We start from the raw sequence: 25,012 nt of genomic DNA on the forward strand, positions 1-25,012 counted from the left end.
CGCTCAGCGCGAGGCCGGCGCGGCGGGGACGATCTCGCGCGTCTCGCGGTAGATGCCCCCGCCTTCGACGCTGCCGCTGGTGTAGCCCTCGCCGCGCACGCGCTTCTCGCAGGCGGGGCGGTCCTGCAGCGGCAGCGCCTGGCAGCGTTGCAGTGCGTTGCGTTCGTAGTCGGGCGCTCCCGCCGCGGGCGTCGCGCCCTCGCGGCGGGCTTCGGCGCGCGCTGCGGCGATGTCGCGCCGGCAGGCGCGGCGCGATGCGGGGTCGGCCAGCTGCGCGCAGGCGGCGCGCTCGTCGGTGGCCGGCGGGGCCGTGGCGGGCGAGACCTGGGCGATGGCAAGCGGGGCGGCGATCGCCCCCGCCAGGGCGATCCACCGGGCCGCCCGCAACGATGCGTTGGTGTGCATGGTGATCCTTCCAGGTTGCGGCGAGGTGCCTGATCCCATCTTCGTGTCCAGGCGGCGCCTGGCCGTCAGTGCACGACCCCCGGGGGCGTAGGCGCGGCCCGACACCGGCGCCGCAGGTACGGCCATTGCCGCACCGGGACATCCCTGCAACCTCCACTCCCGGAAGGAACCGGCATGAAAAGCTTGCTGCAGTCCCTGTTGTTCCTGTGCATGCTCCTCGCGGGCCCGGCGTCGGCCCAGCGCGTCGCCGAGGACGACGCCGGCTTCCTGCGCCAGGCCGCGCACAACGGCCTGGCCGAGGTGGAGGCCAGCCGGCTGGCCTTGCAGAAGGCCGAGGACGCGCAGGTGCAGGCCTATGCGCGGCAGATGGTCGAGGAGCACACCCGTGCGCACGAGGCGCTGGCGCAGCTGGCCGGCGAGCGCGGCGTCGCGCTGCCCCAGGCGCCGGATGCCACGCAGCAGGCGAAGCTGCAGGCGCTCGGGGCGCTCGACGGCGCCGCCTTCGACGCGCGGTACGTCGAGGAGATGGGCGTGAAGGCGCACGAGCAGACCATCGCGCTGTTCCAGCGCGGCGCCTCCAACGCACGCGACCCGCAGATCAAGGCGTTCGCGTCCGGGCAACTGCCAGTGCTGCAGCGCCATCTGGAGCGGGCGCGCGAGCTCCGGCGCAACTGACGCCGCGGGCTCAGTGCAGCTGGCGGCGCAGCGCCGCGATCTCGTGGCGGGCGGTGTGCACCGCCATGCGCAGCTGCGGGTCGATGTGGCGCTGCTCGCGGCAGGCCTCGACGGCGCGGTCGCCGATTTCCTCCAGCGTCTCGAGGCAGGCGCGCAGCGAGGTCGCGTCCAGCGGGTGGCCCGCGGCAGCCTCCACCTCGGCCCAGCGCCGGTCCAGCTCGCGCACCCAGGCCTTGAGTTCCTCGGGCGCATAGCCGGTCTCGCGGCAGGCGAGGGCCGCATCGTCGATGCACTGCTCGATGAAGGACAGGCGTTCCCTGACCAGCTCCCTTTGCATGGCGACCTCCTCGCAATCGACATCACGCGAAGCGCATCGGAGCAACCGACGTTCCCACCCCGCCTGCGTGCGGGGGCTTCATCCGGATGTCACGCCGGGGACATAGGATGGCAACAGAGGAGACAGCCGGCCCGGCGGGCCACCACATGCCATGGACTTCCTAGTCGTTGAAGACGATCCGGTGAGCGCCCAGGTGGCGGCCGGGATGCTGAAGGCCCTGGGCTATGCCGTGCGCATCGCCGAAGACGGCGTCCAGGCCATCGCCGCGTGCCGGCGCCAGGCCCCCGACGCGGTGCTGATGGACGTGCAGATGCCGGTGATGGACGGGTTGGAGACGACGCGCCAGCTGCGCCTGCTGCAGGGCGACGGCGAGCTGCCGTACTTCTCGATCATCGTGGCCAGCGCCCACTACACGCCGGCCGACCGCGCTGCCTGCTTCGCGGCCGGGGCCGACGGCTTCGTGACCAAGCCGCTGATGATGGCCAAGCTGGGCGCCGAGATCTACAACGTCACGCGGGCCCGGCTATTCCCGGGCGGCGGAGGGCCGGCCATGCAGCCGCTGGCGGAGTAGCTAGCGCAGCGGGTGCCCGGACTGCCGCTGGCGGCGGTGGCGCTCGATGTCGTGCAGCACGCGCTGCAGCGTGTCCATGTCGACCGGCTTGGGCAGGTGTTCGTCGAAGCCGGCCTGCAGCGTGCGCCGCCAGTCGTGGTCCTGCGCGTAGCCGGTCATCGCCGCCACGTACAGCTCGTGCCCGCCGGACAGCGCCCGCAACGCCTGCAGCACCTCGAAGCCGTCGGACTGCGGCATGGTCAGGTCCAGCAGCACCGCATCGGGGTGCCACTCGCGCGCGATGGCCAGCGCCTGCTGGCCGCTGTAGGCGACGCGGGTCTCCTGGCCGAGCAGTTCCATCACGGCGGCCATGCTGTCGGCCGAGTCCTGGTTGTCGTCCACCACCAGCACCCGGGTGTGCGCGCCGTGGCCGGCGAGCGTCTCGGACGACGGGGCGCCTGCTTCGGGCTCGGCCGGCCCGAGCGGCAGGCGCACGGTGAAGTGGCTGCCGCGCCCCGGGCCGTCGCTGTGTACGCTGATGATGCCGCCGTGCATCTCCACCAGCGAGCGCGCCAGCGTCAGGCCGATGCCCAGGCCGCTTTCGCTGCCGGTGCCGGCCGCGTGCCCCTGCACGAACAGGTCGAACATGCGCTCGGCCAGGTCGGGGGCGATGCCCGCGCCCGTGTCGATCACGTCGATCACCGCGGTGCGGCCGTCGGTGCGCACGCGCAGCGTGACCTGCCCCTCGGACGGGGTGAACTTGGCCGCGTTGTTCAGCAGGTTCTGCACCACCTGCGAGATGCGGGTGGTGTCGCCGACCAGCGGCACCGGCTCGTCGGGCAGCTCCAGCTGCAGGTGCTGGCGGCGCGCGTCGAACTCCGGCCGGGCCGCCTCGACGCTGCGCATGACCGCCTCGATCAGGTCCATCGGCGCCTTCTTCAGCGCGATCTTGCCGGTGGCGATGCGGCCGACGTCGAGCAGGTCGTCGACCAGGTGGGTCAGGTGGCTGAGCTGGCGGTCGATGATGTCGCGGCAGGTGCGCAGCCGCTGCATGTCCAGCGCTTCGAGCTGCATGATGCTGACCGCGTTGCGGATCGGCGCGAGCGGGTTGCGCAGCTCGTGGGCCAGCATGGCGAGGAACTCGCTCATGCGGCGGCTGGAGCGCTCCAGCTCCTCCAGCCGGCGACGCTCGGTCATGTCGCGCGTGACCTTGGCGTAGCCGCGCAGCTGGCCGTGCTCGTCGTACAGGGGGTTGAGGATCGCATGGGCCCAGAAGCTGCTGCCGTCCTTGCGCACGCGCCAGCCTTCGACCTCGGCGCGGCCCTGGGCCACGGCGCGGGCCAGTTCGGCCTCGGGCACGCGCGCGTCGACGTCCTGCCGGGTGTAGAACATCGAGACATGCCGCCCCAGCGCCTCGCTGGCGGCATAGCCCTTGATGCTGGCGGCCGCGGCGTTCCAGCTGCGCACGAAGCCCTGGGCGTCGAGCATGTAGATCGCGTAGTCCTTGACCCCTTCGACCAGCAGCCGGAAGCTTTCCTCGCTGCGGCGCAGCGCCTCTTCCTGGCGGCGGCGCTCGCTGAGGTCGCGCGTGACCTTCGCGAACCCGCGCAGGCGGCCGTCGGCGTCGCGCATCGCGGTGATCACCACCAGCGCCCAGAAGCGCGAGCCGTCCTTGCGCACGCGCCAGTTCTCCTCCTCGTAGCGGCCGTCGCGCGTGGCGCGGCGCAGCTCTTCCTGCGGCCAGCCGGCGGCGGCCACCTCGGGCGGGTAGAACAGCGAGAAATGCCGGCCGATGACCTCGTCGGCCGCGTAGCCCTTGATCTTCTGGGCCCCCTGGTTCCAGCTGACGACGTGGCCCTGCGGGTCCAGCATGAAGATGGCGTAGTCCTGCACCGCGTCGACGAGCAGGCGGAAATGCTCGTCCGGCAGCGGGGGGACGTGGATGGGGGTGGGGGCCATCGTGCAGCTTCCGCGTGGAGACCCCCATTGTGCGTTACGTGGGCGATCCATGCGCAAGTCTTTGTAGGCGCCGGCTGACCCGCGCCCGCGCGCCGGGCCGACAGCGTGCTGCGGTCGGCGCGCCGGAAGATGCCGCCATGGCGTCGCCCACCTTGCCTGCGGCGCCTTTTATCCACCCGAGGAGACGCACATGTTGAAGTGGGCCCTGATCTTCGCCGTGATCGCGCTGGTGTCCGGCGCGCTCGGCTTCACCGGCATCGCCGCCGGCGCGGCCGGCATCGCCAAGGTGCTGTTCTTCGTGTTCCTGGTGCTGTGCGTGATCGCCCTGGTGGCCGGCGCCAGCATCTTCCGCGGCCTGCGCAAGTAGCGACGGCCGCCCGCACGGCCGGTCCCCGCCCCGGCGCGGCAGCGTGCTTCCCCCATTGGAGGGTGACACCCCTCGGAGGGATGCGCCCGCCTGCACGCCCCACTAGGATGAAGTGCATGGTTGCGCAGGGGCGCACATGCTCACGGGACCTGTCGATGGATACTCCTACCGCGATGCACTTTGACCACGTGAACGGGCGCTTCACCTACCGGCAGCTCGACCTGGGCTGGGATGCCGAGGCGATGGCCTGGATCGGTCCGGCGCCGCAGCTGGGGCCGAATGCCCGGCTGTGCCTGCAGGCCTCGCACGGCGACCATCCGCCGTCCATCCTGGTGTGCGAAGTGGCGCTCGCGACGCTGGTGCTGATCGAGCGCATGGACCAGGACGCGCGCCGCTACCTCGCCACCGAGGCCGAGGGTTACATCCGCAACACCTACCACAGGCTCGCCGGGCCGGAGGACTTCAGCGTCCTCACGCTGGAGATGAACGGCGAGAGCTGCTCCGACCGCTTCGCGCTGACCTACCGCGCCGGCTTCGACGCGGGCGCGGTGTGGAAGGTGCGCTTCAAGGGCCTGGTGCCGCTGCACTGGCGCGTCGAGCACGAGGCGAGCACGATGCCGGTGGCCGACGGCAGCGGCCGCTCCGACCCCTCCGCCTCGCACGACGACTCCGAGGCCCCGCTGCCGCTGGCGCGCCTGGGCCGGCGCTGGTTGGGACCGTTCGCCTGGATCGCGCGCCCGGCCTGAAGCGGCTGGCGCGTCCGGCGCCGCTGCCGCCATGGCCCCGCATCGACGGCCGCCGCAAGGCGGCCGTGCCGTTTCCGGGTTCCCCGCTGGCCCGGCCGGGCTTCCCACTGCGTGCGAGCCGGCTTTGGGCTCCCCTTGTTGCAGCGCGTATAGACTGCACGACCTTGTTGCACTGCGCCGGCTCCTGGGGCGCAGCGCGCCTTTCCGGAGGGTTACATGGGTCACAAGGAACATTCACCGGCCGAGCAGGCGCTGCGGGACGCCGCGCTCGAGTACCACCGCACGCCCACGCGCGGCAAGATCGCCGTGATGCCGACCAAGCCGCTGTCGAACCAGCGGGACCTGTCGCTGGCCTATTCCCCCGGGGTGGCCTATGCGTGCCTGGCGATCGAGGACGACCCGGCGCTGGCCGCCGAGTACACCTCGCGCGGCAACCTGGTCGGCGTGGTGACCAACGGCACCGCGGTGCTCGGCCTGGGCGACATCGGGCCGCTGGCGGGCAAGCCGGTGATGGAGGGCAAGGGGTGCCTGTTCCGCAAGTTCGCCGGCATCGACGTGTTCGACATCGAGCTCAACGAGAAGGATCCGGACAAGCTGGTCGAGATCATCGCGGCGCTGGAGCCGACGCTGGGCGGCATCAACCTCGAGGACATCAAGGCACCCGAGTGCTTCTACATCGAGCGCAAGCTCAAGGAGCGCCTGAACATCCCGGTGTTCCACGACGACCAGCACGGCACGGCGATCATCTCGGCGGCCGCGCTGCTCAACGGGCTGGAGCTCACCGGCAAGCAGATCGACCAGGTGAAGGTGGCCGTCTCGGGCGCGGGTGCGGCGGCGATCGCCTGCGTGGACCTGATGGTGCGCCTGGGCGTCAACCCGGCCCACGTCTACATGTGCGATTCCAAGGGCGTGCTGCACCACGAGCGCGCCGACCAGCTCGACGAGACCAAGCGCCGCTACGTGCAGCACACCAGCGCGCGCACGCTGGCCGACGTGGTGGCCGGCGCCGACGTGTTCCTCGGCTGCTCCGCGGCCGGCGTGCTGACGCCCGAGATGGTCAGGACCATGGCCGAGCGCCCGCTGATCCTGGCGCTGGCCAACCCCGAGCCGGAGATCCGCCCGGAACTGGCCAAGGCCGCGCGGCCGGACTGCATCATCGCCACCGGCCGTTCGGACTACCCGAACCAGGTCAACAACGTGCTGTGCTTCCCGTACATCTTCCGCGGTGCGCTCGACAGCGGCGCGACGCGCATCACCGAGGAGATGAAGGTCGCCTGCGTGCACGAGATCGCCAACCTCGCCAAGGCCGAGATCAGCGGCGAGGTGGCCGCGGCCTACCCGGGCGAGGAGATGAGCTTCGGGCCCGAGTACCTGATTCCCAAGCCCTTCGATTCGCGCCTGATCCTGCGCATCGCGCCGGCGGTGGCCAAGGCCGCGGCCGAGTCGGGCGTGGCGACGCGGCCGATCGCCGACCTGGACGCCTACCGCGACTCGCTGCAGAAGTTCGTCACGCACACCAGCATGTTCATGCGCCCGGTGTTCATGGCCGCACGCAGCGCGCCGCGGCGCATCGTGTTCGCCGAGGGCGAGGACGAGCGCGTGCTGCGGGCGGTGCAGATCGGGCTGGAGGAGGGCATCGTGCGGCCCATCCTGATCGGCCGCCCGCCGGTGGTCGAGCAGCGCATCGCGCGCGCCGGCCTGCGCCTGAAGCCCGGCGTGGACTTCGAGCTGACCAACCCGGAGGACGACCCGCGCTTCCGCCAGTACTGGGAGGCCTACCACCGCCTCAAGGGGCGCGACGGCATCACGCCCGAGGCGGCCAAGGCCGCGGTGCGGCGCTCCAACACGCTGATCGGCTCGCTGATGGTGCACCTGGGCGATGCCGACGGCCTGGTCTGCGGGCTGGTGGGGCGCTACGACCACCACCTGGAACACGTGCGCGAGGTGATCGGCCAGCGCCGCGACGTGCGCACGCTGGCCGCGCTCAACGCGCTGATGCTGGACCAGTACACGCTGTTCATCGCCGACACCTTCGTCAACGAGGACCCGGACGCCGAACAGCTCGCCGAGATCGCGGCGATGGCCTGCGAGACGGTGCACCAGTTCGGCCTGACGCCGCGCGTGGCCTTCCTGTCGCACTCGATGTTCGGCTCCAGCACGCGGCCCTCGGCACGCAAGATGCGCGCGGCGCGCGACCTGTTCCGCCAGCGCCATCCGGACATCGAGGCCGACGGCGAGATGCAGGGCGACGCCGCGCTGGACGAGGACGTGCGCCGGCGCTTCCTGCCCGACAGCACCTTGAGCGGCACGGCCAACGTGCTGGTGCTGCCCAACATCGACGCCGCGAACATCCTGTTCAACGTGCTGAAGATGACCGGCGGCCACGGCATCACGGTGGGCCCCATCCTGCTCGGCGCGTCGGCCCCCGCGCACGTGCTGACCCCCTCGGCGACGGTGCGGCGCGTGGTCAACATCATGGCGCTGGCCAGCGGCGCGGCCCATCCGTCGCGGCCGGATTGACCCGGCTCAGGCCAGGGGCAGCGCCGCCGGGCGAGCATCCCTGTCGCACGCCGGTCCGCACGGCAGCGGGCCGGCCGCATGGCCGCAAGGAGCTGCGACGATGAAGCATCTTTCCGCTTTGCGATGTGCCGGCCTGGCGCTGGCCGGCGCGCTGGTCCTCGCGACGGGGCTGCCGGCGCCCGCGCAGCCGGCCGACCCTCCACCCCCGCGCCGCATCGTGCCCCCGCCCTACGGGCTGCGCGTGGCGCCGCTCGACGAGGCGCAGCGGGGCGCGCTGCAGCAGGCCTATGCCGTGCAGGCGACCTACGTGGTCGGCCTGGCCTACCACTGCGGCCTGCGGCTGGGCGACGTGATCGTCGCGGTCAACGGGCAGGCCTTCGACAGCGAGCGCGCCTTCTGGGACCTGCTCGCGGCGCACGCGCCGGCGATCCGGCTCGACGTGCAGCGCGGCGAGGCCCGCCTGTCGCTGCCGCTGGACGAGGCCGCCCCCGAGTGCGCCGGCTGAGGCGTCGTCGCGGTGCTTGACGCCCGGCGGCCGGGCAGCAACAGTACGCCGCAGGCACAGGGCGAGCCGTCCGCGCGGCGTCCTGGCGGTTGCGGCACGTCAATCCCCCCGGGGAAGGCCGCTGGTACGGTGTCACCACTCGTTCAAGGAGCGCCGCGTGAGCATCCGTCATCTCGAGCACCTGTTCCGGCCTGCTTCCGTGGCTGTCGTCGGCGCGTCGGACCGCGAACGCAGCATCGGTGCGCTGGTGATGCGCAACCTGCGCGAAGGCGGCTTCTCCGGGCCGGTGTGGCCGGTCAACCCCAGGCACGCGACGATCGCCGGGCAGCAGGCCTGGCCGGACGTCGCCGCGCTGCCCGAGGCGCCCGAGCTGGCGGTGGTGTGCACCCCGGCGCCCACGGTGCCCGGCATCGTGGCGCAGCTCGGTGCGCGCGGCACGCGCGCGGCGGTGGTGCTGACGGCCGGCCTGAAGGCGCCGGCCGAGGGCGGCGGCACGCTGGAGCAGGCCATGCTCGCGGCCGCTCGGCCGCACCTGCTGCGCATCCTGGGGCCCAATTGCGTCGGCCTGCTGGTGCCCGGCATCGGGCTCAACGCGAGCTTCGCGCAGGCCAGCGCGCGGCACGGGCCGCTGGCCTTCGTGTCGCAGTCCGGGGCGCTGGCCACCGCGATGCTGGACTGGGCCAACGCGCGCGGCATCGGCTTCTCGCACTTCATCTCGATGGGCGACAGCGCGGACGTCGATTTCGGCGACGTGCTGGACTACCTGGGCAGCGACCCGGGCACGCGCGCGATCCTGATGTACATCGAGTCGATCAGCGCGGCGCGCAAGTTCATGTCCGCCGCGCGTGCGGCCGCGCGCAACAAGCCGGTGATCGTCGTGAAGGCCGGCCGCGCCCCCGAAGGGGCCAAGGCCGCCGCCTCGCACACCGGGGCGCTGGCCGCTTCCGACGCGGTGATCGACGCGGCGATCCGCCGTGCCGGCATGCTGCGCGTGGACACGCTGGAGGACCTGTTCGACGCGGCCGAGACGCTGGCGCGCGCGCGGCCGCTGCGCGGGCATCGCCTCGGCATGGTCACCAACGGCGGCGGCGCCGGCGTGCTGGCCGCCGACGCGCTGTCGCTCGCACATGGCACGCTGGCCACGCTCGAGGACACGACCCGGCAGCGGCTCGACGCCTGCCTGCCGCCGACCTGGTCGCACGGCAACCCGGTGGACATCATCGGCGACGCGCCGGCGCAGCGCTACGTGGAAGCGCTGGCCGTGCTGCGCGATGCGCCGGAGATCGACGCGCTGCTGTTCATGCACGCGCCCACCGCGGTGGTGCCGCGCAGCGACGTCGCGCAGGCGGTGGTGCCGCTGCTGCGCGAGTTCCCGCGGCCCGTGCTGAGCTGCTGGCTGGGGGCCGACCGCAGCGATCCCGCGCGCCGCGCCTGCGAGGCGGCCGGGCTGCCGACCTACGACACGCCCGAGCGCGCGGTGACCGCCTTCATGCACCTGGTCAACTACCAGCGCAACCAGGAGGTGTTGACCCAGGCCCCGCCGGCGGCCGCCGAACACTTCCGCGCCGACCGCGAGGCGGCGCTGGCCATCGTCGAGGCGGTGCTGGCCGACGGGCGCGAGATGCTGACCGAGCCGGAGGCCAAGGCGCTGCTGGCGGCCTACGGCATCCCGGTGGTGGCGACCAAGATCGCGCGCGACCCCGATGCGGTGGTGGCCGCCGCGGCCGAGGTCGGCTACCCGGTGGTCGTGAAGATCCTCTCGCGCGAGATCTCGCACAAGTCCGACGTCGGCGGCGTCGCGCTGGACCTCAAGGACGAGCACGAGGTGCGCCTGGCGGTGCGCACGATGCAGCGCCGCGTGCGGGAGCTGCGCCCGGACGCGCACCTGGACGGCTTCACGGTGCAGCAGATGGTGCTGCGCCCGCGCGCACACGAGCTGATCGCCGGCGTGGCGAGTGATCCGGTGTTCGGCCCGGTGCTGCTGTTCGGCCGCGGCGGCACGGCGGTGGAGGTGATCCGCGACCGGGCGGTGGCGCTGCCGCCGCTGAACGCGACGCTGGCGGCCGACCTGGTCTCGCGCACGCAGGTCTCGCGCCTGCTGGCCGGCTACCGCGACCGCCTGCCGGTCGACCATGCCGCGCTGTACCGCGCGCTGGTGCAGATGTCGCAGCTGGTGTGCGACCTGCCGCAGGTGGTGGAGCTGGACATCAACCCGCTGCTGGCCGACGACCAGGGCGTGATTGCGCTCGATGCGCGCGTGCGCGTGCAGCTGGCCGGCGGCGAGGCCGCGGCGCGGCTGGCGATCCGGCCCTACCCGACCGAGCTGGAGAGCTGGATCGAGGTGGCCGACACGCCCCTGATGCTGCGCCCGATCCGCCCCGAGGACGAGGCGCGCCTGCGCGACTTCTACGCCGAGGCCGACCCGCAGGACCTGCGGCTGCGCTTCTTCTCGTCGCGCCGCGAGGTGCCGCGTTCCGAACTGGCGCGCTACAGCCAGATCGACTATGACCGTGAGATGACCTTCGTCGCGATCGACGGACACGGGGGCCTGGTCGGCGAGGTGCGCGCGGCCTGCGATCCGGACAACCGCGAGGCCGAGTTCGCGATCCAGGTGCGCCGCGACTGGCAGGGCCGGGGCCTGGGCCGGCTGCTGCTCGAGCGCATGATCGGCTACCTGGCGCAGCGCGGCACCGGCCGGCTGGTCGGCGTGTGCCTGCGCGAGAACGACGCGATGGCCGCGCTGGCGCGGTGCCTGGGATTCACGATCGAGGCGGACGCCGATCGCAAGGCGGTGCGCCTGTCGCTCGACCTGCAGCGGGCCGGGTGAGCCGGGCGCCCGGGCCGGTCCGCAAGCTTGCGTTGCCACAGGAGGCAGACATGAGTTACCGCACCATCCTCGTCCATCTCGACGACAGCGCGCGCTGCGCGGCCCGCATCGACCTCGCGGCCGACATCGCGGCCCACCAGGGCGGCCACCTGATCGGCTTCGCGCCGACCGGCTGGGTCGAGATGCCTGCCGGCATCGGGCACGCGGTCGGCGGCACCAACTACGTCCAGCTGTCGTTCGAGCACCTGCTGCAGCGCGCCCAGCGTGTCTCGGCCTCGTTCACCGGGCGCCTGGCGGCGCAGCACGCGGGGCTGTCGTACGAAAGCCGGGTGCACGAGGGCGACCCGGTGGGCGGCATCATCCGCATGGCGCGCGTCAGCGACCTGGTGGTGGTGGGCCAGACCGAGGACGAGGCCGCGGCCTCGGTGCCACCGGACTTCCCGCAGCGGGTCGTGCTGGGGGCGGGCGTGCCGGTGCTGGTCGTGCCCTATGCCGGTCGCTTCGACACCGTCGGCCGGCGCGTGCTGGTGGCCTGGGACGGCAGCCGCGAGGCCGCGCGTGCGCTCGGGGCCTCGCTGCCGCTGCTGGCGCGCGCCAGCCACGTCCATGCCGCGGTGTTCGACCGCAAGGGCCGCCCCGAAGGGGTGCACGGCTGGCAGCTCGAATACCTGCGCCAATGGTTCGCGCGCCACGGCGTCGACGCCAGCGTCGCGCGCGAGACCACCGAGATCGGCATCGGCGAAGCGGTGCTGTCGCGCGCTGCGGACGTCAGCGCCGACCTGCTCGTGATGGGCGCTTATGGCCACTCCCGAGTGGCCGAATTCGTGCTCGGGGGGGTGACACGCACCATCCTCTCGGGCATGACCGTGCCGGTGCTGATGGCGCATTGAGGCCTGCCCACGGCAGGTGATTCGCTTACACCCGCAGCCCTTGCTAACGGGCCCGTGGCCCCCTCGGTTCCAGAAGCCGCTAGACTGCGGGGTTCCCGCGCGCGGCAACGACGCGCGTTTTTTCCTCAGTTCTTACCCAGTCAGGACCATGAACAAAGCAGAACTCGTTGATGCCATTGCCGCCGATGCCGACCTGTCCAAGGCCGCTGCGCAGCGCGCCCTCGACTCGTTCATCAACAACGTGACCAAGGCGCTGGCTTCCGGCGACACGGTCTCGCTGATCGGCTTCGGCAGCTTCTCGGTCACCGAGCGGCAGGCCCGCACCGGCCGCAATCCCCGCACCGGCGAGGAAATCACGATCGAGGCCAGCCAGGGCGTCAAGTTCAGCGCCGGCGCCTCGCTGAAGGCCGCCGTGCAGAAGAAGAAGTAAACCTTCTTTTCGTTCTTTTCCCCTCTTTTCCATGACCGGTCCGGCCGCCTGCAAGGCGCCGCCGGCATCAGCGACAGCCTCGCGGCAGGTCGGTGCCCATCGGCCCGCGCGGGCTGCGCTTTCCGCATCTTCCCCTTCTTTATCCGTCCGGCGATCGCGCGCTGCGCCGCACGCCGTGCGCACCCCCGTGCCGCAAACCGTGAAATTGTCGGCATGGCGCTTGCTGTTTCCGTGGTGTCTCCGGGCCCCGCGGAGGCCATCGCCGTTGCCGTCATGCGGCGGTCGATGACAGGCGTGACGTGGTCCGGCGCGCAGTGAAACGGCGGCAACGAGGCGCAAGCCGGTTGCCAAATTGCTGCAATCTTTTCAACCGTTGGTGGTTTTTCCGTGCTGCCTGCGGTTGGGAAACGGTAAGAGCGCGTGGGCCGACCGGCTCGGGGAGGATTTGTGGAATTCGCATCCGATCGAAATGAATCGCTGATCGTCGAACTGGGCGTCCGCTATGGGCAGAGCCAGGAGGTGGATCAGTACCGCCTGCAGATCGGCCCGTTGGGCGACGCCAGCGGCAAGCTCGAAGTGCAGTTGCGCAGCCCCACCATCGGCACCTCGACCACCACCGTGCTGCCCGCGCGCTACGCGCAAGGCTGCGACAGCCTCGCGGTGCTGGCCATCAAGGCGACGATCTTCGGCCTGTTCGGCCAGGAGCGGCCGGCGCCGCGCATCGTCGGCGTGCCCGAGTGGAGCTGGGCCTCGCTGGAGATCACCCGGGTGCGCCCGCGCATGACGCAGCACCTGCGGCGCTACGAACTCACGGCCGAATCCGCGATCAGCGCCTGCCTGATGCGCTACCAGGGCGGGACCTTGGCGGCGATGGAAACGTTTGAGCTGTGCCGCGAGGATGCTGACCCCCTGTACGCGCTGACGCGCCTGACGCTGCGCAGCGAGACCGCCCGGGCGATGGCGGTCAAGCAGCTGCCCGCCGGTGCGGACGCGCCGGCGCTGCCCGATCCGGGGCGGATGCGCCCTCCTCAGGGCGGTCGGGTGGCCATGGCCCGCTGAACCCGGGCTCTCGCTGAGGCCGCCTGCACCGCCCCTTGCCGTGCCGGGGCACGACCGCGGGGGAGCCCGCGGCCGCCCCGTGGGGCGTTCAGTGCAGCTGGTGTTTCAGGCTGGACAGTTCGGCGTGCGCCTGCTGCACCGCCGTCTTCAGCTGCGGATCGACGCTGTCCGCACGCCGGCAGGCGGCCATCGCGCGGTCGCCGAGCTGCTCGAGGTCGTCGACGCACTGGACGATGCGCTGCTCGTCCTGGGTGCCCTGCATCATCTGCATCGCCTCGTGCGAGCGGCGGTCCAGTTCGGTGACGCACTGCTGCAATTCCTGCGGCACGCCGCCGGCGGACTGGCACGCCTGCATCGCGTCGCTCGCGCATTGCTCGACGCGCCCGAGGCGTTCCTTGACCTGGTTCATCTGCATGGATGTCTCCTGATGGGGGTGAGGCAGGCGGGCCGGTCCTGATGCGCCCGGAAGGCGGCCTGCCGGCGGGCGGGGCAGCGGTGCCGCCTCGCGGGATGAGCGGGAGCCCCGCTCCGGTGGAAGCGGGCAGGCGCCGCCGGTCAGGACCGCCACCGGCGCGATGCGCCCCGTCGGGATCGCGGCAGGCGGCATGCCTGCGCCTGGCCCTTGCGTGCTTCCGTGCCGGTGGGCGCCGCGGGGCGGCGTCCTGCCGCCGTCGTCACTCCATGAACTGGAAGCCCATCGTGCGCGCCTGGTAGTACAGGCCGCCGTCCTGCACGATCAGGAACTCGGCGCGCCGGCTGCCGTCGTTGTGGTGCGAGTGCACCGCGGTCGGCGGCGTGACCAGCGTGGCCCAGGGCGACCAGGGGCAGCGCACGCCGTCGACCCGCGAGTGGCAGTCCTCCCCGGCGATCACCAGCGTGAGCGCGGCGGAGTTGTGGCGGTGCGCCGGCTGGTGGCGGTGCGGCGGCAGGGTGTTGAGCGACAGCGTCAGCCCCGGCATCAGGTTGCGCGTGTGTTCCAGGGCCGCGCTGGAAAACACCACGGCCATGCCGGAGGTGCCGGCATCGGGCACGGTGCGGTGGATCGCGTCGATCTCGCCGGCGATGTCGGCCGCCGTGAAATGCACGGCCCCGGCGCGGGCCGGGCGCGTGCCCAGGCCGAGGTGCGCCAGCAGCGGCTCGTCGGTGACCAGCCACAGCACGGCGGGCGTGGTGCCGCTGGCCAGCAGCTCGGCCGGCCCGGCGGGCAGGTGGAAGATGTCGCCGGCACTCCAGGCCAGCGTCTCGTCGCCGCAGCGCGCCTGCCCGGTGCCGGCGATCACGTACCACAGCGAGCCGCTGGCCACGAAGTCGGCCTCGAGGCGTTCGCCCGGCCGCACGCGGGCATAGCGTGCCAGCATGAACGGCGTGGTCGCCGGCCAGGGGCAGGCCAGCGCCGCGGACTGGTCGCACGGCACGTAGCCCGTGGGCGCGTCCGCGGCCAGGGCCTGTCGTGCCGGCTCGGCGTGGATGCCGGCCGGCACCGGTGGCAGCTTCACGTTGAAGGCATTGGCCGAGTTGAAGAACCGCCCGCGGCGTTGCGCATCGGTGCTCGCGTGCCGCGCCCGCCGCACGCCGAGCGTGGACATGGGCGGCGCGGCGTCCGGCGCGTCACTTCCAGAACACATAGCGCTTCTCGACCAGGTTGACGAGGCCGAAGAACGCCAGGCTCGCGGCCGAGGCGACGAAGATCGCCGACCACACCTGCACGAAGTCGATCTGCAGCACGGCCTGGTAGATGGTCCAGCCCAGGCCGCTTTGCGCGCCGAGCATCTCGGTGACGATCGCGACGATCATGCTGCGCGCCGTCGAGACGCGCATGCCTGCGGCCGTCAGCGGCACGGCCGCCGGGATGCGCAGGCGCCACAGGATCGTGGCCGGGCCGGCGCCGAAGCTGCGCATCAGGTCCACGGCGCGACGGTCGACGCGGTCCAGCCCGGCCAGCGCGTGCAGGAACACGGTGAAGCCCACCGCCAGCGACACCATCGCGACCTTGGAGGCCGGGCCCATCCCCAGCCACAGCAGCACCAGCGGTGCATAGGCCACCACCGGCACCGAGTTGAGCGCGGTGGCGGCCGGCAGCAGCACGCGCCGCGCCGGTGGCAGCATCGTCAGCAGGATCGCCAGCACGATGCCGCCGGCCGAGCCGAGCGCGAAGCCGCATACCGCTTCCATGATCGTGGTCCATGCCGCCTGGCCGAGCAGGCTGCGCTGCGCGACGACGGCTTCGAGGATGCTGCTGACGCTGGGCAGCACGTAGGCGGGCAAGTCCAGGCCGCGCGCGGCCAGTTCCCACAGCAGCGCGAAGGTGGCGATGCCGGCCAGCGCGCGGTGCGCCGGGCGCGACAGCAGGGTGGGGGGCTTCACAGCTCGGTCCTCCAGAACACGGCGCGGCGCTCGACCAGCGCGACCAGGCCGTAGAAGCTCGTGCCGAGCAGGCCGCACACCAGGATGGCGGCCCACAGCGCCGGCACCTGCTCGTTGTACATGGCCTGCAGCAGCAGCACGCCCAGCCCGACGGTGTCGCCGAACCATTCGCCGGCGATCGCGCCCAGCAGGCTCAGCGTGCAGGCCAGCCGCAGCGCGACGAAGATCTGCGGCAGCGCCGCGGGCAGCTCCAGACGCAGCAGCAGCTGCAGCCGCGAGGCGCCGAAGCTGCGCAGCAGGTTCACCTGCAGCCGGTCCACCGACTCCAGCCCGTGCACCGTGTTGACGGTGACGGGGAAGAAGGTCAGGTAGAAGGCGATCAGCGCCTTCGCGAACACGGTGTTGCCGAACCACAGCACGACGACCGCGCCGAACGCGATCACCGGGATGGTCTGCGAGATCACGAACAGCGGGAACACCAGCTCGCGCAGCAGGCGCGACTGCTTGAACAGCACGCCGTTGACCACGCCGACCACGGCGCCCAGCGCGAAGCCGAGCACGGTCTCGCTGGCCGTGCGCAGGAAGCCTTCGACGTACGGCTCGGGCACCGTGGCGATCAGCGCCAGGATGTCGCTCAGCCGCGGCAGGTAGTCGGGCCGGATGCCGGCCAGCACGACCAGCGCCTCCCACAGGACGCCCGCGGCAAGCAGGGCCGCCGCGCCCCGCAGGGCGCTCATGGCAGCGGGGCGCAGCGCGGCGTTCACGGACGGCGCTCCTCGACCGGGATGGCCTTCAGGAAGGACGGGTCAAAGCCGGCGGCCAAGTCCAGCGGCTTGCTGATGACCTTGTTGTTCAGCAGGAAGTCGTGCGTGGCCTTCATCGCGCCCGCGTCGATCCAGAACAGGCCCTGCTCCTTGGCCTTGCCGGAGGTCATCAGCCGGTAGGCCTCGGTCAGCATGAACTCCTGGTGCGCGCGGTCCAGCGTCGGCGCGACCTTCATCAGGATGTCGACCGCTTCCTTCGGGTTGGCCATCGCGTCGTGCCAGCCGCGGATCGAGGCGCGCAGGAAGCCGGTGACGAGCTTGGGGTTGTCCTGCGCGGTCTTCTTCGCGACGACCAGGGTGTCGCGCGGGAAGGTGACGCCGTAGTCCTCGGCGACGAACATGCGCAGGTTGTCCGCGCCCATGCGCTGCCGGATGGTGTAGAGCTCGTTGTACCAGGTGGCGGTGACCACATCGACCTCGCCGTTGACGAAGGGCGTGACGCTCACCTGCTGCGGCTGGATGTCGACCTTGGCGCGGTCCACGCCCTGGTTGGCGAGCATGCCGAACAGCACGTACTGCGCGCCGGTGAACCACGCGGTGGCCTTGCGGCCTTCCAGGTCCTTCAGCGACTTGACCGGGCCGTCCTTGCGCGTGACGAACGCGAACGGCGTGACCTGGTGCGACACGCCGACGCAGACGATGGGCAGGCCCTTGTCGAGCGCGGCCATCACGCTGTCGGTGCCGCCCGACAGCGCGAAGGTGTCCGCGCCGGTGGCGACCAGGTTCTCCGGCAGCAGGTTGGGGCCGCCCGGGTTGATCTTCAGGTCGATGCCCTCGTCCTTGTAGTAGCCCTTGGCGACCGCATAGTAGAAGCCGGCGAACTGCGTCTGCGGCAGCCACTTCAGGCGCAGCGTGGCAGGCACCAGCTCCTTGGCCTGGACGGCCGGCGCGACATGGGCCAGGGCGACGACGGCGGCCGAGGCCAGCAGGGTGAGGAAGCGACGGGTGTTCATCTCGGTTTCCTTGACGGGGTGGCGGGAAGGGGCGGGACCGTTCAGAACGGCCGGGTGCCGGCGACCGTCGTGCGGTGCATGATCCGGCGGTAGCGGGCGTCGTCGTACGGCGTGGCGCAATGCATCGTGCAGCGGTTGTCCCAGATCAGCAGGTCGCCCTGGCACCAGCGGTGGCGGTAGACGAACTCGTCGCGCACCGCGTGGGCGTTCAGCTCGGCCAGCAGCGCGTCGCTTTCCTCGGGCGGCAGGCCCTCGATGCACTTGACGATGTCCTCGCCGACGTAGAGCGACAGCCGCCCGGTGACCGGGTGCGTGCGCACCACCGGGTGCACCACGTCGGGCGTGCGCGCCTTCTGCTCCTCGGTCAGCGGGGCGCGGTCGGCGAAGGCCTTGGCGTAGTAGCCGGCGTAGGAGTGGGTCGCCTTCAGGTGGCGGATGCGCGCCTGCATCCCGGGCGACAGCCCTTCCCAGGCCAGGTGCATGCTGGCGAACAGCGTGTCGGCACCTTCGGGCGGCACCTCCACCGCGTAGAGCAGCGAGCCCATGCTCGGCTCGGCCACGTAGGAGAGGTCCGAATGCCAGTTCCAGCCTTCCTTGTGGTTGCCGATCGGCTTGCCGTTCTCGGTGACGTTGGACAGCACGTAGATCTCGGGCAGGCCGGTGGTCAGGAACTGCTTGAGCACGTGGACCATCAGCGTGCCGAAGCGGCGGCTGATCTCGACGTGGCGCCGGTTGCTCAGCTGCTGCCCGCGCACCAGGATCACCGAGTGCACGTCGAGCGCCTCGACCAGCGCGTCCACCGCCGCATCGCTGGCGGGATCGGACAGGTCGAGGTCGAGCACCTCGATGCCGAAGCCGGGATGCAGGGGGCGCGTCTTGAGCGCGAGGGACGGGGCGGGGGTGGCGAGGGCGGTGGACATGGGGGTCAGCTCCGGTAGGAAGGGTCCACGCGGTCCAGCTGGCGGATGAAGGCGGGCCACTCCCGTTCGCCGGGAATGAGGATGTCGCCCTCGTTCTGCCAGAACTGGCGCGCGGCTTTTTCGCAGACGTCGTGCGGCGGGATGAGCAGCGGGCCGGGGGCCCCGGCGGCCGCGGCCTGCATCGCGAGCTGGATGCGCGCGGCCCGCTCGAAGTAGTACAGCAGCATGAAGGCCTCGCCGGGCGTGCGGCCCACGGTCAGCAGGCCGTGATGGCGCAGCAGCATCACCGGGTGCTGGCCCAGGTGGGCGACCAGCCGCTGCTGCTCGTCCAAGTCCAGCACCACGCCTTCATAGGCGTGGAAGGCCTGGCGGCGGTAGAAGCGCATCGCGAACTGCGACAGCGGCAGCAGCCCCTGCTCCTGCGCAGACACCGCGATGCTGGCATCCGAGTGCGTGTGCAGCACGCAGGCCGCGTCCGCGCGTCCCTGGTGGATCGCGCTGTGGATCACGAAGCCGGCGACGTTCACCTCGTGGGGCGAGTCGCACAGCTTGCGGCCGTGCACGTCGATGCGCACCAGGCTCGAGGCGGTGATCTCCTCGAACAGCAGGCCGTAGGGGTTGATGAGGAACTGTCCCTCGGTGCCTGGCACGCGCAGCGAGATGTGGTTGTAGATCAGGTCGTCCAGCCCCAGGCGGGCGACCAGCCGGTAGCAGGCGGCCAGGTCCACGCGCGCGCGCCACTCGGCCTCGCCGTAGCGGGCCACCCCGTCCTGCCAGGCGTGATCCGCGGCCAGGGTGCCGAGGGTGGGCGCCGGGGCGTTCATGCCGCGTCCTCCTTCTTCGCGAGCGTGAAGGTCTTGATGCTTTCCTCCTCGATCGCGTCGAGCAGCGTGCGCTTGAGCGCGATGAACTCCGGCGTCGTGACGATGTCCGGGCGGCGCGGGCGCGGCAGGCTCACCGGCTGCTCCAGCTTGACCCGGCCCGGCCGCGCAGTCATCACCAGCACGCGATCGCCGAGGAACAGCGCCTCGTCAACGTCGTGCGTGATGAACAGGATGGTGCGGCGGTGCTTCTGCCACACGTCCAGCAGCCAGCGCTGCATCAGCGTGCGCGTCAGCGCGTCGAGCGCGCCGAACGGCTCGTCCAGCAGCATCAGGTCGCGCTTGAACAGGAAGGTGCGCATCAGCGCGACGCGCTGGCGCATGCCGCCGGAGAGCTGGTGCGGGTACTGGTGCTCGAACCCGGCCAGGCCGAACTCGCCCAGCATGTCCAGCGCGATGCGGCGTGCGTCGCCGCGGCGCGCGCCCTCGATCTCCATGGCCAGGATCGCGTTGTCGATCACGGTGCGCCAGGGCAGCAGCAGGTCGCGCTGCGGCATGAACGACACCTTGCCCAGCAGGTCGCGTGCGCGGCAGCGCTTGCCGAGGAACTCGATGGCGCCGCCCTCGTCGGGCTCTTCCAGGCCCGAGACGATGTTGAACAGCGTGCTCTTGCCGCAGCCGCTCGGGCCGACCACGGTGACGAACTCGCCCGGCGCGATCGACACGCCCAGCCCGTCGAGCGCGCGCACCGCGCCGAAGGTCTTGGACACGCCCGACAGCACCAGCAGCGGCGCGCGGCGGGGTGCTTCCGCAGCGGGGGGCGCTTCGGCCGGGGCATCCAGGTCGCCGGCGCGCAGCGCCGGTGCCGCCGCAGGGCGTCGCATGGGCTGCAGCATCATGCGGGCTCCGGGACGGGCGCGTGCGGGGCGCGGCGTGCGGCGGGCCGGTGCGCGGGGCCTTGGCCCGGGGCGGTGCCCGTCGCCCGTGCCGGCCCGCCTTCGAGACCTGGATTCATGCGGCGTGATCCTTCGTTCAATGTATGCAATAGACCGCCAAATGCATGCGTGAAGTGCAGGCAAGGGGCGCCGGCTTGCTGTGCCGGGGGGTTAGCAAGGCCTGTACCAAGTCATCCAGGCCGATCATGGCTTCAATCGAAGGGTCACGGGCCCAACACGGTGCATGCAGGAATGCATGCATGTGATGTGTTGGTGCATACATGAGGCGCCGGAAGGCGGGCCGGGCGCCTTATAATCAGCCGCGCCGCCGCCGCTTCCTGCCGGCGGCCTCGCCCCTCGAAATGACGTCCAAGCCTGCGCCGTCCGCGTCGCGCCTCAGCCACTCCCAGCGCATCCAGCAGGTGCTGGAGGCCGAGATCTTTTCCGGCGCGCTGCCGCCCGGCGCGCGGCTCGACGAGGTCGAGCTGGCCGCGCGCTTCCAGGTGTCGCGCACGCCGGTGCGCGAGGCGCTGCGGCACCTGGCGTCGGCCGGGCTGGTGCAGGTGCGCAGCCGCCAGCCCGCGCAGGTGGTCGAGCTGCCGGCGCACAAGCTGGTCGAGATGTTCCAGGTGATGGCCGAGCTCGAAGGGCTGTGCGCGCGCCTGGCCGCGCGCCGCATCACCCCGGCGCAGATCGCCGCGCTCAACGCGTTGCACCAGGCGCTGGTCGCGCTGGCCGACACCGACCGCGTGGACGACTTCTACGAGGTCAACCGGCGCTTCCACGAGCTGATCTACGAGGCCGCGCAGAACGAGTTCCTGGCCGAGCAGACGCGCGCGCTGCGCAACCGCGTCGGCGCCTACCGCCGCCTGGTCACGCACCGCTCCAGCCGGCGCGCCGGGACGCTGGACGAGCACGCGCAGGTGCTGCGCTGCATCGTCGCCGGGGACGAGGAGGGGGCGGCGGCTGCGATGCGCGACCACGTCAACCTGCTCGGCGAGAAGCTGCTCGACTTCATCGCGCTGTTTCCCAGGATGGCGCCTGCCCCGGCGTCGCGGCCGGGACGCGTGGCGCTGGCCCCCTGAGTTGTCGCGACCCCCGCCGTGCACTACCTGACCTTCGACCTGAGCGAGGACGACGCCGGCACGCTGACCATCGAGGCGCTGGCCTCGACCCCGGCGGCCCAGCACGCGGCCGTGATGGCCGAGGTGCGCCGCATCCTCGAGTGGGCCCGCGCGCGCTTTCCCGACACGCACGGCCCGCTCGACGAGGGCATGGACTGGGACGACGACCTGCAGGTGCAGGTCGAGGACGGCGGCTGGCACAGCGTCGCGCTGACGCTGGCGGCCTCGGCGCGCTTTGCCGAGGCGTTCCGCGAGGCGTTCCCCGGCGCGCTGGGCGAGGCGGACTAGCCCGCGGGGAAGGGCTCCAGCGTGTTGACCATCCAGCCGATGCCGAACCGGTCGGTCAGCATCCCGTAGCACGGCGACCAGAAGGTCGGGCCGAGCGGCATGACGACCGTGCCGCCCTCGGCCAGCGCGTGGAAGGCGCGCTCGGCGGCTTCCTTGGTCGGTACCTGCAGCGCCAGCGAGAAGCCGGCGGCGGGCGGCTCGGTGCCGCAGCCGTCGGACATCAGCACGACGCTGTGGCCGATGCGCACGGCGGCGTGCATCACCTTGTGCTCGTGGCCCGGCTGCAGCAGCCCTTCGGGCGCCGGGTCGGGCGACTCGTCGAAGCGCATCAGCTGCTCGACCTGCGCGCCGATCGCGGCGGCGTAGAACCCGATCGCTTCCTCGCAGCGGCCCTGGAAGAAGACGTAGGGCTGGACCAGGCAGGCGAGCGCAGGGGACGTCGTGGTGGCGGTCATGGAAGGCTCCTCCCGGATGGACAGGCGAACGGACAAGGGCAAGGCGCGGTTCAGCCGCCGGCGTAGGCACGCTCCAGTGCGGCGATGTCGAGCTTGCGCATCTGCAGCATGGCCTGCATCACGCGGTCCGCGCGTGCGGGGTCGGGGTCCTCGTGCATCTCGTAGAGCACCCGCGGCACGATCTGCCACGACACGCCGAAGCGGTCCTTGAGCCAGCCGCACGGCGCGTGCTCGCCGCCGTCGGCCACCAGCGCGTCCCACAGCCGGTCGATCTCGGCCTGGCTGTCGCAGCGCACCGCGAGCGAGAACGCCTCGCTCAGCCTGAACGCCGGACCGCCGTTGATGAACTCGATGCGCTGTCCCGCGATCTCGAAAGCGCCGGCCAGCACCGAGCCCTTCGGGCCCGGGCCGTGGGTGCCGTTGCGGATGACGCTGACGAGGCGGACGTTGCCGAACACCGAGTCGTAGAAGGCCACGGCCTCCTCGGCGTTGTTCTGGTCGAACCAGATGCAGGGCGTGATCTTGGGGGCGAGGTCGGGCATGGCGGGCTCCTTCGTCGTGGCCGGTGATGCGGGGATGTACTGGCACGACGAACGGCAGCCCGGAACTTCGACGGCACGCGGCGCGTCGTTACATCTTCGCCGGCCGTTCAGCCCTCGTCGTGGTCGGCCGACAGCTCGGAGGCTGCCAGCTCGATCGCCCTCACCTCGGTGATCGCATAGGCGGGCAGCCCTTCGCGCCGCAGCCGCGCGTCGAGCGCGGCCTGCATCTGCGCGTGGAAGTCGCGGAACCCGGCCTCCCCGCGCAGGCGATGCACGTCGTCGCAGTAGCGCCAGTAGTGGTCCGCGATGCCCATGTGGGCCATGCCGGCCGCGCCGCCCAGGCGCATGGCCTCGATGCGGCTGTCCCAGATCGGGTACACCTGCGGGTTGACGAAGTGCAGCATCTTCGAGGCGCCGACCACCGAGCGCACCGAGGAGGCGATCGGCGCGATGTCGAGCTGGCGCATCGTCGCGGGCGTGGCCTCGCGCGCCGCGTGCAGCGCCTGCGCGGCGGCCCGGGCGTGCTGCAGGTCCAGGCGCAGCACGCGAGGCATCCAGCCGTAGGTCATGACGGCCACCCGGCAGAACCAGGCCCAGGGGTCGGAGCCGAGGTCGCGGGCGGTGGCGAGCAGCCAGGGGTAGGTGGCCAGGCAGGCCGTGGTCCGGAAGTTGGAGGGCCGGGGCGGCGTTCTCAGGCGTTGCGCCGCGGCGGCCAGTTCAGGCAGTTTCATGGGACTCGAGGATGGCGTTTGACACGTGGTTCGGGTCTCGAAACGGCCGCCAGCTTACGGACGAGCAAATCCCCGCACAGATGCGGGAGATTTGCCGCCCGTGCCGGGGCCGTGCACCCCGGGGGCGACGCGGGTCGGCGGGCCTGGCCTTGCCACGGCGCCGCGCATGGCTCAGAAGAAGCCCATCGCCGAGGGCGAGTAGCTCACGAGCAGGTTCTTGGTCTGCTGGTAGTGGCCCAGCATGGCCTTGTGGGTCTCGCGTCCGATGCCTGATTCCTTGTAGCCGCCGAAGGCCGCGTGCGCCGGGTAGGCGTGGTAGCAGTTGGTCCACACCCGGCCGGCCTGGATCGCGCGGCCCATGCGGTAGGCACGGCTGCCGTCGCGGGTCCACACGCCCGCGCCCAGCCCGTAGGGGGTGTCGTTGGCGATCGCCAGCGCATCGGCCTCGTCCTCGAAGGTGGTCACGGCCAGCACCGGGCCGAAGATCTCCTCGCGGAAGATGCGCATGCGGTTGTGACCCTGGAACAGCGTGGGCTGGATGTAGTAGCCGCCGCGCAGGTTGTCGTCCAGCTGCGCGCGCTCGCCGCCGATCAGCACCTTGGCGCCTTCGGCCTTGCCGAGCGCGAGGTAGGAGAGGATCTTGTCCATCTGCAGGGCCGAAGCCTGCGCGCCCATCATCGTCCCGGTGTCGAGCGGGTCGCCCTGCCGGATCGCGGCGACGCGCTCGATCGCGCGTTCGATGAAGCGGTCGTAGATCGATGCCTGGATCAGCGCGCGCGACGGGCAGGTGCAGACCTCGCCCTGGTTGAACGCGAACAGCACCAGGCCTTCGATGGCCTTGTCGAGGAAGGCGTCGTCGGCCGCCATCACGTCGTCGAAGAAGATGTTGGGGCTCTTGCCGCCCAGCTCCAGCGTGGCCGGGATGAGGTTCTGTGCCGCGGCCTGCGCGATCACGCGGCCGGTGGCGGTGGAGCCGGTGAAGGCGATCTTGGCGATGCGCTTGCTGGTGGCCAGCGGCATGCCGGCCTCGCGGCCGTAGCCGTTGACGATGTTGAGCACGCCCGGCGGCAGCAGGTCGGCGATCAGTTCGGCCAGCACCAGGATGCTGACCGGCGTGGATTCGGCGGGCTTGAGGACCACGCAGTTGCCCGCGGCGAGCGCCGGCGCCAGCTTCCACGCGGCCATCAGGATCGGGAAGTTCCACGGGATGATCTGGCCGACCACGCCGAGCGGTTCGTGGAAGTGGTAGGCGATGGTGCGGCCGTCGATCTCGCTGATCGTGCCTTCCTGCGCGCGCACGCAGCCGGCGAAGTAGCGGAAGTGGTCGACGGCGAGCGGGATGTCGGCGTTGAGCGTCTCGCGGATGGGCTTGCCGTTGTCCACCGTCTCGGCATAGGCGAGCAGCTCGAGGTTCCGTTCGATGCGGTCGGCGATCTTCAGCAGCACGTTGGCGCGTTCGGCCGGCGCGGTGGCGGCCCATTTCGCGGCCGCGGCATGCGCGGCATCGAGCGCGAGCTCGATGTCCTCGGCGCCGGAGCGCGCGGCACGGGTGTAGACCGTGCCGTCGATCGGCGTGACCACGTCGAAGTATTCGCCCTTGAGCGGCGCGACGAAGCGCCCGTGGATGAAGTTGTCGTACCGGTGCCTGTACTCGACCTTGGCCCCGGGGGTGTGCGGAGGGGCGTAGCGCATGCGGGTCTCCTCTGTCTGTGCGTGCGGTGGCGGCGGGTGGGTGCAGCGCCTGCCCGGCGGCGCCGCGGCGAACGCGGCACGGGCAGGACGCAG

27 protein-coding genes are annotated in these 25,012 nt (G+C 71.6%); 12 read left to right on the top strand and 15 right to left on the bottom strand.

Features of this window, described 5'->3' with window-relative positions; all coding sequences use genetic code 11:
* Positions 1-3: 3 nt before the first annotated feature.
* Positions 4-405 (bottom strand): hypothetical protein, encoded by a 402-nt coding sequence (locus IS481_RS02325; RefSeq protein ID WP_104358313.1) that lies wholly within the window; start codon positions 403-405, stop codon positions 4-6.
* 174 nt (positions 406-579) lie between these two features.
* Between IS481_RS02325 and IS481_RS02330 the strand changes: the two genes are divergently transcribed.
* Positions 580-1,080 (top strand): DUF4142 domain-containing protein, encoded by a 501-nt coding sequence (locus tag IS481_RS02330; RefSeq protein WP_104358312.1) that lies wholly within the window; start codon positions 580-582, stop codon positions 1,078-1,080.
* 10 nt (positions 1,081-1,090) lie between these two features.
* Here IS481_RS02330 and IS481_RS02335 read toward each other — a convergent pair whose 3' ends face one another.
* Entirely contained in the window at positions 1,091-1,417 is a 327-nt protein-coding gene (locus tag IS481_RS02335; RefSeq protein WP_104358311.1) for a hypothetical protein, read from the bottom strand.
* Between the two features lie 151 nt (positions 1,418-1,568).
* Between IS481_RS02335 and IS481_RS02340 the strand changes: the two genes are divergently transcribed.
* Complete coding sequence (locus tag IS481_RS02340) at positions 1,569-1,988, top strand: response regulator (RefSeq protein ID WP_104358310.1); 420 nt, start codon at positions 1,569-1,571, stop codon at positions 1,986-1,988.
* Here IS481_RS02340 and IS481_RS02345 read toward each other — a convergent pair whose 3' ends face one another.
* Positions 1,989-3,926 (bottom strand): PAS domain-containing hybrid sensor histidine kinase/response regulator, encoded by a 1,938-nt coding sequence (locus IS481_RS02345; protein WP_170067481.1) that lies wholly within the window; start codon positions 3,924-3,926, stop codon positions 1,989-1,991.
* Positions 3,927-4,116: 190 nt separating this feature from the next.
* Between IS481_RS02345 and IS481_RS02350 the strand changes: the two genes are divergently transcribed.
* From IS481_RS02350 to IS481_RS02385, 8 genes are all read left to right on the top strand, one after another.
* On the top strand, positions 4,117-4,293 hold the full coding sequence (locus IS481_RS02350) for a DUF1328 domain-containing protein (protein ID WP_104358308.1): 177 nt from the start codon (positions 4,117-4,119) through the stop codon (positions 4,291-4,293).
* A 155-nt stretch (positions 4,294-4,448) separates the two neighbouring features.
* Complete coding sequence (locus IS481_RS02355) at positions 4,449-5,039, top strand: hypothetical protein (RefSeq protein ID WP_132764425.1); 591 nt, start codon at positions 4,449-4,451, stop codon at positions 5,037-5,039.
* Between the two features lie 216 nt (positions 5,040-5,255).
* Positions 5,256-7,559, top strand: coding sequence for an NADP-dependent malic enzyme (locus IS481_RS02360; RefSeq protein ID WP_104358306.1), 2,304 nt, complete (start codon positions 5,256-5,258; stop codon positions 7,557-7,559).
* 100 nt (positions 7,560-7,659) lie between these two features.
* Complete coding sequence (locus IS481_RS02365) at positions 7,660-8,064, top strand: PDZ domain-containing protein (protein WP_132764422.1); 405 nt, start codon at positions 7,660-7,662, stop codon at positions 8,062-8,064.
* A 157-nt stretch (positions 8,065-8,221) separates the two neighbouring features.
* The gene (locus IS481_RS02370) at positions 8,222-10,891 is read left to right on the top strand and encodes a bifunctional acetate--CoA ligase family protein/GNAT family N-acetyltransferase (protein WP_104358304.1); all 2,670 of its coding nucleotides are present in this window, start codon (positions 8,222-8,224) and stop codon (positions 10,889-10,891) included.
* Between the two features lie 50 nt (positions 10,892-10,941).
* Complete coding sequence (locus IS481_RS18520) at positions 10,942-11,781, top strand: universal stress protein (RefSeq protein WP_104358303.1); 840 nt, start codon at positions 10,942-10,944, stop codon at positions 11,779-11,781.
* A gap of 16 nt (positions 11,782-11,797) precedes the next feature.
* A complete protein-coding gene (locus IS481_RS02380) occupies positions 11,798-12,211 on the top strand; it encodes an HU family DNA-binding protein (protein ID WP_259371690.1) in 414 nt (137 codons plus the stop codon).
* Between the two features lie 447 nt (positions 12,212-12,658).
* Positions 12,659-13,270, top strand: a complete 612-nt coding sequence (locus IS481_RS02385) for a hypothetical protein (protein WP_104358301.1) — start codon at positions 12,659-12,661, stop codon at positions 13,268-13,270.
* A gap of 88 nt (positions 13,271-13,358) precedes the next feature.
* On the opposite strand, the gene IS481_RS02390 is transcribed toward IS481_RS02385, so the two are convergent.
* The 8 genes from IS481_RS02390 to IS481_RS02425 form a co-directional block, all read right to left on the bottom strand.
* On the bottom strand, positions 13,359-13,685 hold the full coding sequence (locus IS481_RS02390; RefSeq protein ID WP_104358300.1) for a hypothetical protein: 327 nt from the start codon (positions 13,683-13,685) through the stop codon (positions 13,359-13,361).
* A 259-nt stretch (positions 13,686-13,944) separates the two neighbouring features.
* Positions 13,945-14,856 (bottom strand): cupin domain-containing protein, encoded by a 912-nt coding sequence (locus IS481_RS02395; RefSeq protein ID WP_104358299.1) that lies wholly within the window; start codon positions 14,854-14,856, stop codon positions 13,945-13,947.
* 22 nt (positions 14,857-14,878) lie between these two features.
* Positions 14,879-15,634, bottom strand: a complete 756-nt coding sequence (locus tag IS481_RS02400; protein ID WP_104358298.1) for an ABC transporter permease — start codon at positions 15,632-15,634, stop codon at positions 14,879-14,881.
* Positions 15,631-16,398, bottom strand: a complete 768-nt coding sequence (locus IS481_RS02405) for an ABC transporter permease (RefSeq protein WP_198425449.1) — start codon at positions 16,396-16,398, stop codon at positions 15,631-15,633. The genes IS481_RS02400 and IS481_RS02405 overlap by 4 nt, the downstream gene beginning before the upstream one ends.
* Positions 16,395-17,411: an ABC transporter substrate-binding protein gene (locus tag IS481_RS02410; RefSeq protein ID WP_104358297.1), complete on the bottom strand. Its 1,017-nt coding sequence runs from the start codon at positions 17,409-17,411 to the stop codon at positions 16,395-16,397. The genes IS481_RS02405 and IS481_RS02410 overlap by 4 nt, the downstream gene beginning before the upstream one ends.
* A gap of 41 nt (positions 17,412-17,452) precedes the next feature.
* The gene (locus IS481_RS02415) at positions 17,453-18,331 is read right to left on the bottom strand and encodes a TauD/TfdA dioxygenase family protein (protein WP_104358296.1); all 879 of its coding nucleotides are present in this window, start codon (positions 18,329-18,331) and stop codon (positions 17,453-17,455) included.
* Between the two features lie 5 nt (positions 18,332-18,336).
* Positions 18,337-19,155: a class II aldolase/adducin family protein gene (locus IS481_RS02420; RefSeq protein WP_104358295.1), complete on the bottom strand. Its 819-nt coding sequence runs from the start codon at positions 19,153-19,155 to the stop codon at positions 18,337-18,339.
* The gene (locus tag IS481_RS02425) at positions 19,152-20,051 is read right to left on the bottom strand and encodes an ABC transporter ATP-binding protein (RefSeq protein WP_232529437.1); all 900 of its coding nucleotides are present in this window, start codon (positions 20,049-20,051) and stop codon (positions 19,152-19,154) included. Before IS481_RS02425 ends, IS481_RS02420 begins: the two co-directional genes overlap by 4 nt.
* Positions 20,052-20,449: 398 nt before the next feature.
* Between IS481_RS02425 and IS481_RS02430 the strand changes: the two genes are divergently transcribed.
* Positions 20,450-21,172, top strand: coding sequence for a GntR family transcriptional regulator (locus IS481_RS02430; RefSeq protein ID WP_104358294.1), 723 nt, complete (start codon positions 20,450-20,452; stop codon positions 21,170-21,172).
* Positions 21,173-21,190: 18 nt separating this feature from the next.
* Complete coding sequence (locus IS481_RS02435) at positions 21,191-21,499, top strand: hypothetical protein (RefSeq protein WP_104358293.1); 309 nt, start codon at positions 21,191-21,193, stop codon at positions 21,497-21,499.
* Here IS481_RS02435 and IS481_RS02440 read toward each other — a convergent pair.
* The 4 genes from IS481_RS02440 to exaC all read right to left on the bottom strand — a co-directional run bounded on the left by IS481_RS02440 (position 21,496) and on the right by exaC (position 24,919).
* Positions 21,496-21,954: a VOC family protein gene (locus IS481_RS02440; RefSeq protein WP_104358292.1), complete on the bottom strand. Its 459-nt coding sequence runs from the start codon at positions 21,952-21,954 to the stop codon at positions 21,496-21,498. The genes IS481_RS02435 and IS481_RS02440 overlap by 4 nt on opposite strands.
* A gap of 50 nt (positions 21,955-22,004) precedes the next feature.
* Entirely contained in the window at positions 22,005-22,496 is a 492-nt protein-coding gene (locus IS481_RS02445) for a VOC family protein (RefSeq protein ID WP_104358291.1), read from the bottom strand.
* Positions 22,497-22,603: 107 nt separating this feature from the next.
* Positions 22,604-23,227: a hypothetical protein gene (locus tag IS481_RS02450; RefSeq protein ID WP_104358290.1), complete on the bottom strand. Its 624-nt coding sequence runs from the start codon at positions 23,225-23,227 to the stop codon at positions 22,604-22,606.
* 171 nt (positions 23,228-23,398) lie between these two features.
* Positions 23,399-24,919 (bottom strand): acetaldehyde dehydrogenase ExaC, encoded by a 1,521-nt coding sequence (exaC, locus tag IS481_RS02455; RefSeq protein ID WP_104358289.1) that lies wholly within the window; start codon positions 24,917-24,919, stop codon positions 23,399-23,401.
* Positions 24,920-25,012 lie beyond the last annotated feature (93 nt).

The sequence above is a fragment of the Caldimonas thermodepolymerans genome (genome assembly GCF_015476235.1).
Classification (GTDB): Bacteria; Pseudomonadota; Gammaproteobacteria; order Burkholderiales; family Burkholderiaceae_C; genus Caldimonas; species Caldimonas thermodepolymerans.

Excerpts from the sequence above, each read along its gene's own strand:
- IS481_RS02355 (WP_132764425.1), top strand. The coding sequence starts at position 4,449 with ATGGATACTCCTACCGCGATGCACTTTGACCACGTGAACGGGCGCTTC.
- IS481_RS02450 (WP_104358290.1), bottom strand. The coding sequence starts at position 23,227 with ATGAAACTGCCTGAACTGGCCGCCGCGGCGCAACGCCTGAGAACGCCG.
- IS481_RS02345 (WP_170067481.1), bottom strand. The coding sequence starts at position 3,926 with ATGGCCCCCACCCCCATCCACGTCCCCCCGCTGCCGGACGAGCATTTC.
- IS481_RS02390 (WP_104358300.1), bottom strand. The coding sequence starts at position 13,685 with ATGCAGATGAACCAGGTCAAGGAACGCCTCGGGCGCGTCGAGCAATGC.
- IS481_RS02330 (WP_104358312.1), top strand. The coding sequence starts at position 580 with ATGAAAAGCTTGCTGCAGTCCCTGTTGTTCCTGTGCATGCTCCTCGCG.
- IS481_RS02440 (WP_104358292.1), bottom strand. The coding sequence starts at position 21,954 with ATGACCGCCACCACGACGTCCCCTGCGCTCGCCTGCCTGGTCCAGCCC.
- IS481_RS02430 (WP_104358294.1), top strand. The coding sequence starts at position 20,450 with ATGACGTCCAAGCCTGCGCCGTCCGCGTCGCGCCTCAGCCACTCCCAG.
- IS481_RS02415 (WP_104358296.1), bottom strand. The coding sequence starts at position 18,331 with ATGTCCACCGCCCTCGCCACCCCCGCCCCGTCCCTCGCGCTCAAGACG.
- IS481_RS02335 (WP_104358311.1), bottom strand. The coding sequence starts at position 1,417 with ATGCAAAGGGAGCTGGTCAGGGAACGCCTGTCCTTCATCGAGCAGTGC.
- IS481_RS18520 (WP_104358303.1), top strand. The coding sequence starts at position 10,942 with ATGAGTTACCGCACCATCCTCGTCCATCTCGACGACAGCGCGCGCTGC.
- exaC (WP_104358289.1), bottom strand. The coding sequence starts at position 24,919 with ATGCGCTACGCCCCTCCGCACACCCCCGGGGCCAAGGTCGAGTACAGG.
- IS481_RS02420 (WP_104358295.1), bottom strand. The coding sequence starts at position 19,155 with ATGAACGCCCCGGCGCCCACCCTCGGCACCCTGGCCGCGGATCACGCC.
- IS481_RS02365 (WP_132764422.1), top strand. The coding sequence starts at position 7,660 with ATGAAGCATCTTTCCGCTTTGCGATGTGCCGGCCTGGCGCTGGCCGGC.
- IS481_RS02395 (WP_104358299.1), bottom strand. The coding sequence starts at position 14,856 with ATGTCCACGCTCGGCGTGCGGCGGGCGCGGCACGCGAGCACCGATGCG.
- IS481_RS02425 (WP_232529437.1), bottom strand. The coding sequence starts at position 20,051 with ATGATGCTGCAGCCCATGCGACGCCCTGCGGCGGCACCGGCGCTGCGC.
- IS481_RS02360 (WP_104358306.1), top strand. The coding sequence starts at position 5,256 with ATGGGTCACAAGGAACATTCACCGGCCGAGCAGGCGCTGCGGGACGCC.
- IS481_RS02350 (WP_104358308.1), top strand. The coding sequence starts at position 4,117 with ATGTTGAAGTGGGCCCTGATCTTCGCCGTGATCGCGCTGGTGTCCGGC.
- IS481_RS02445 (WP_104358291.1), bottom strand. The coding sequence starts at position 22,496 with ATGCCCGACCTCGCCCCCAAGATCACGCCCTGCATCTGGTTCGACCAG.
- IS481_RS02340 (WP_104358310.1), top strand. The coding sequence starts at position 1,569 with ATGGACTTCCTAGTCGTTGAAGACGATCCGGTGAGCGCCCAGGTGGCG.
- IS481_RS02410 (WP_104358297.1), bottom strand. The coding sequence starts at position 17,411 with ATGAACACCCGTCGCTTCCTCACCCTGCTGGCCTCGGCCGCCGTCGTC.
- IS481_RS02325 (WP_104358313.1), bottom strand. The coding sequence starts at position 405 with ATGCACACCAACGCATCGTTGCGGGCGGCCCGGTGGATCGCCCTGGCG.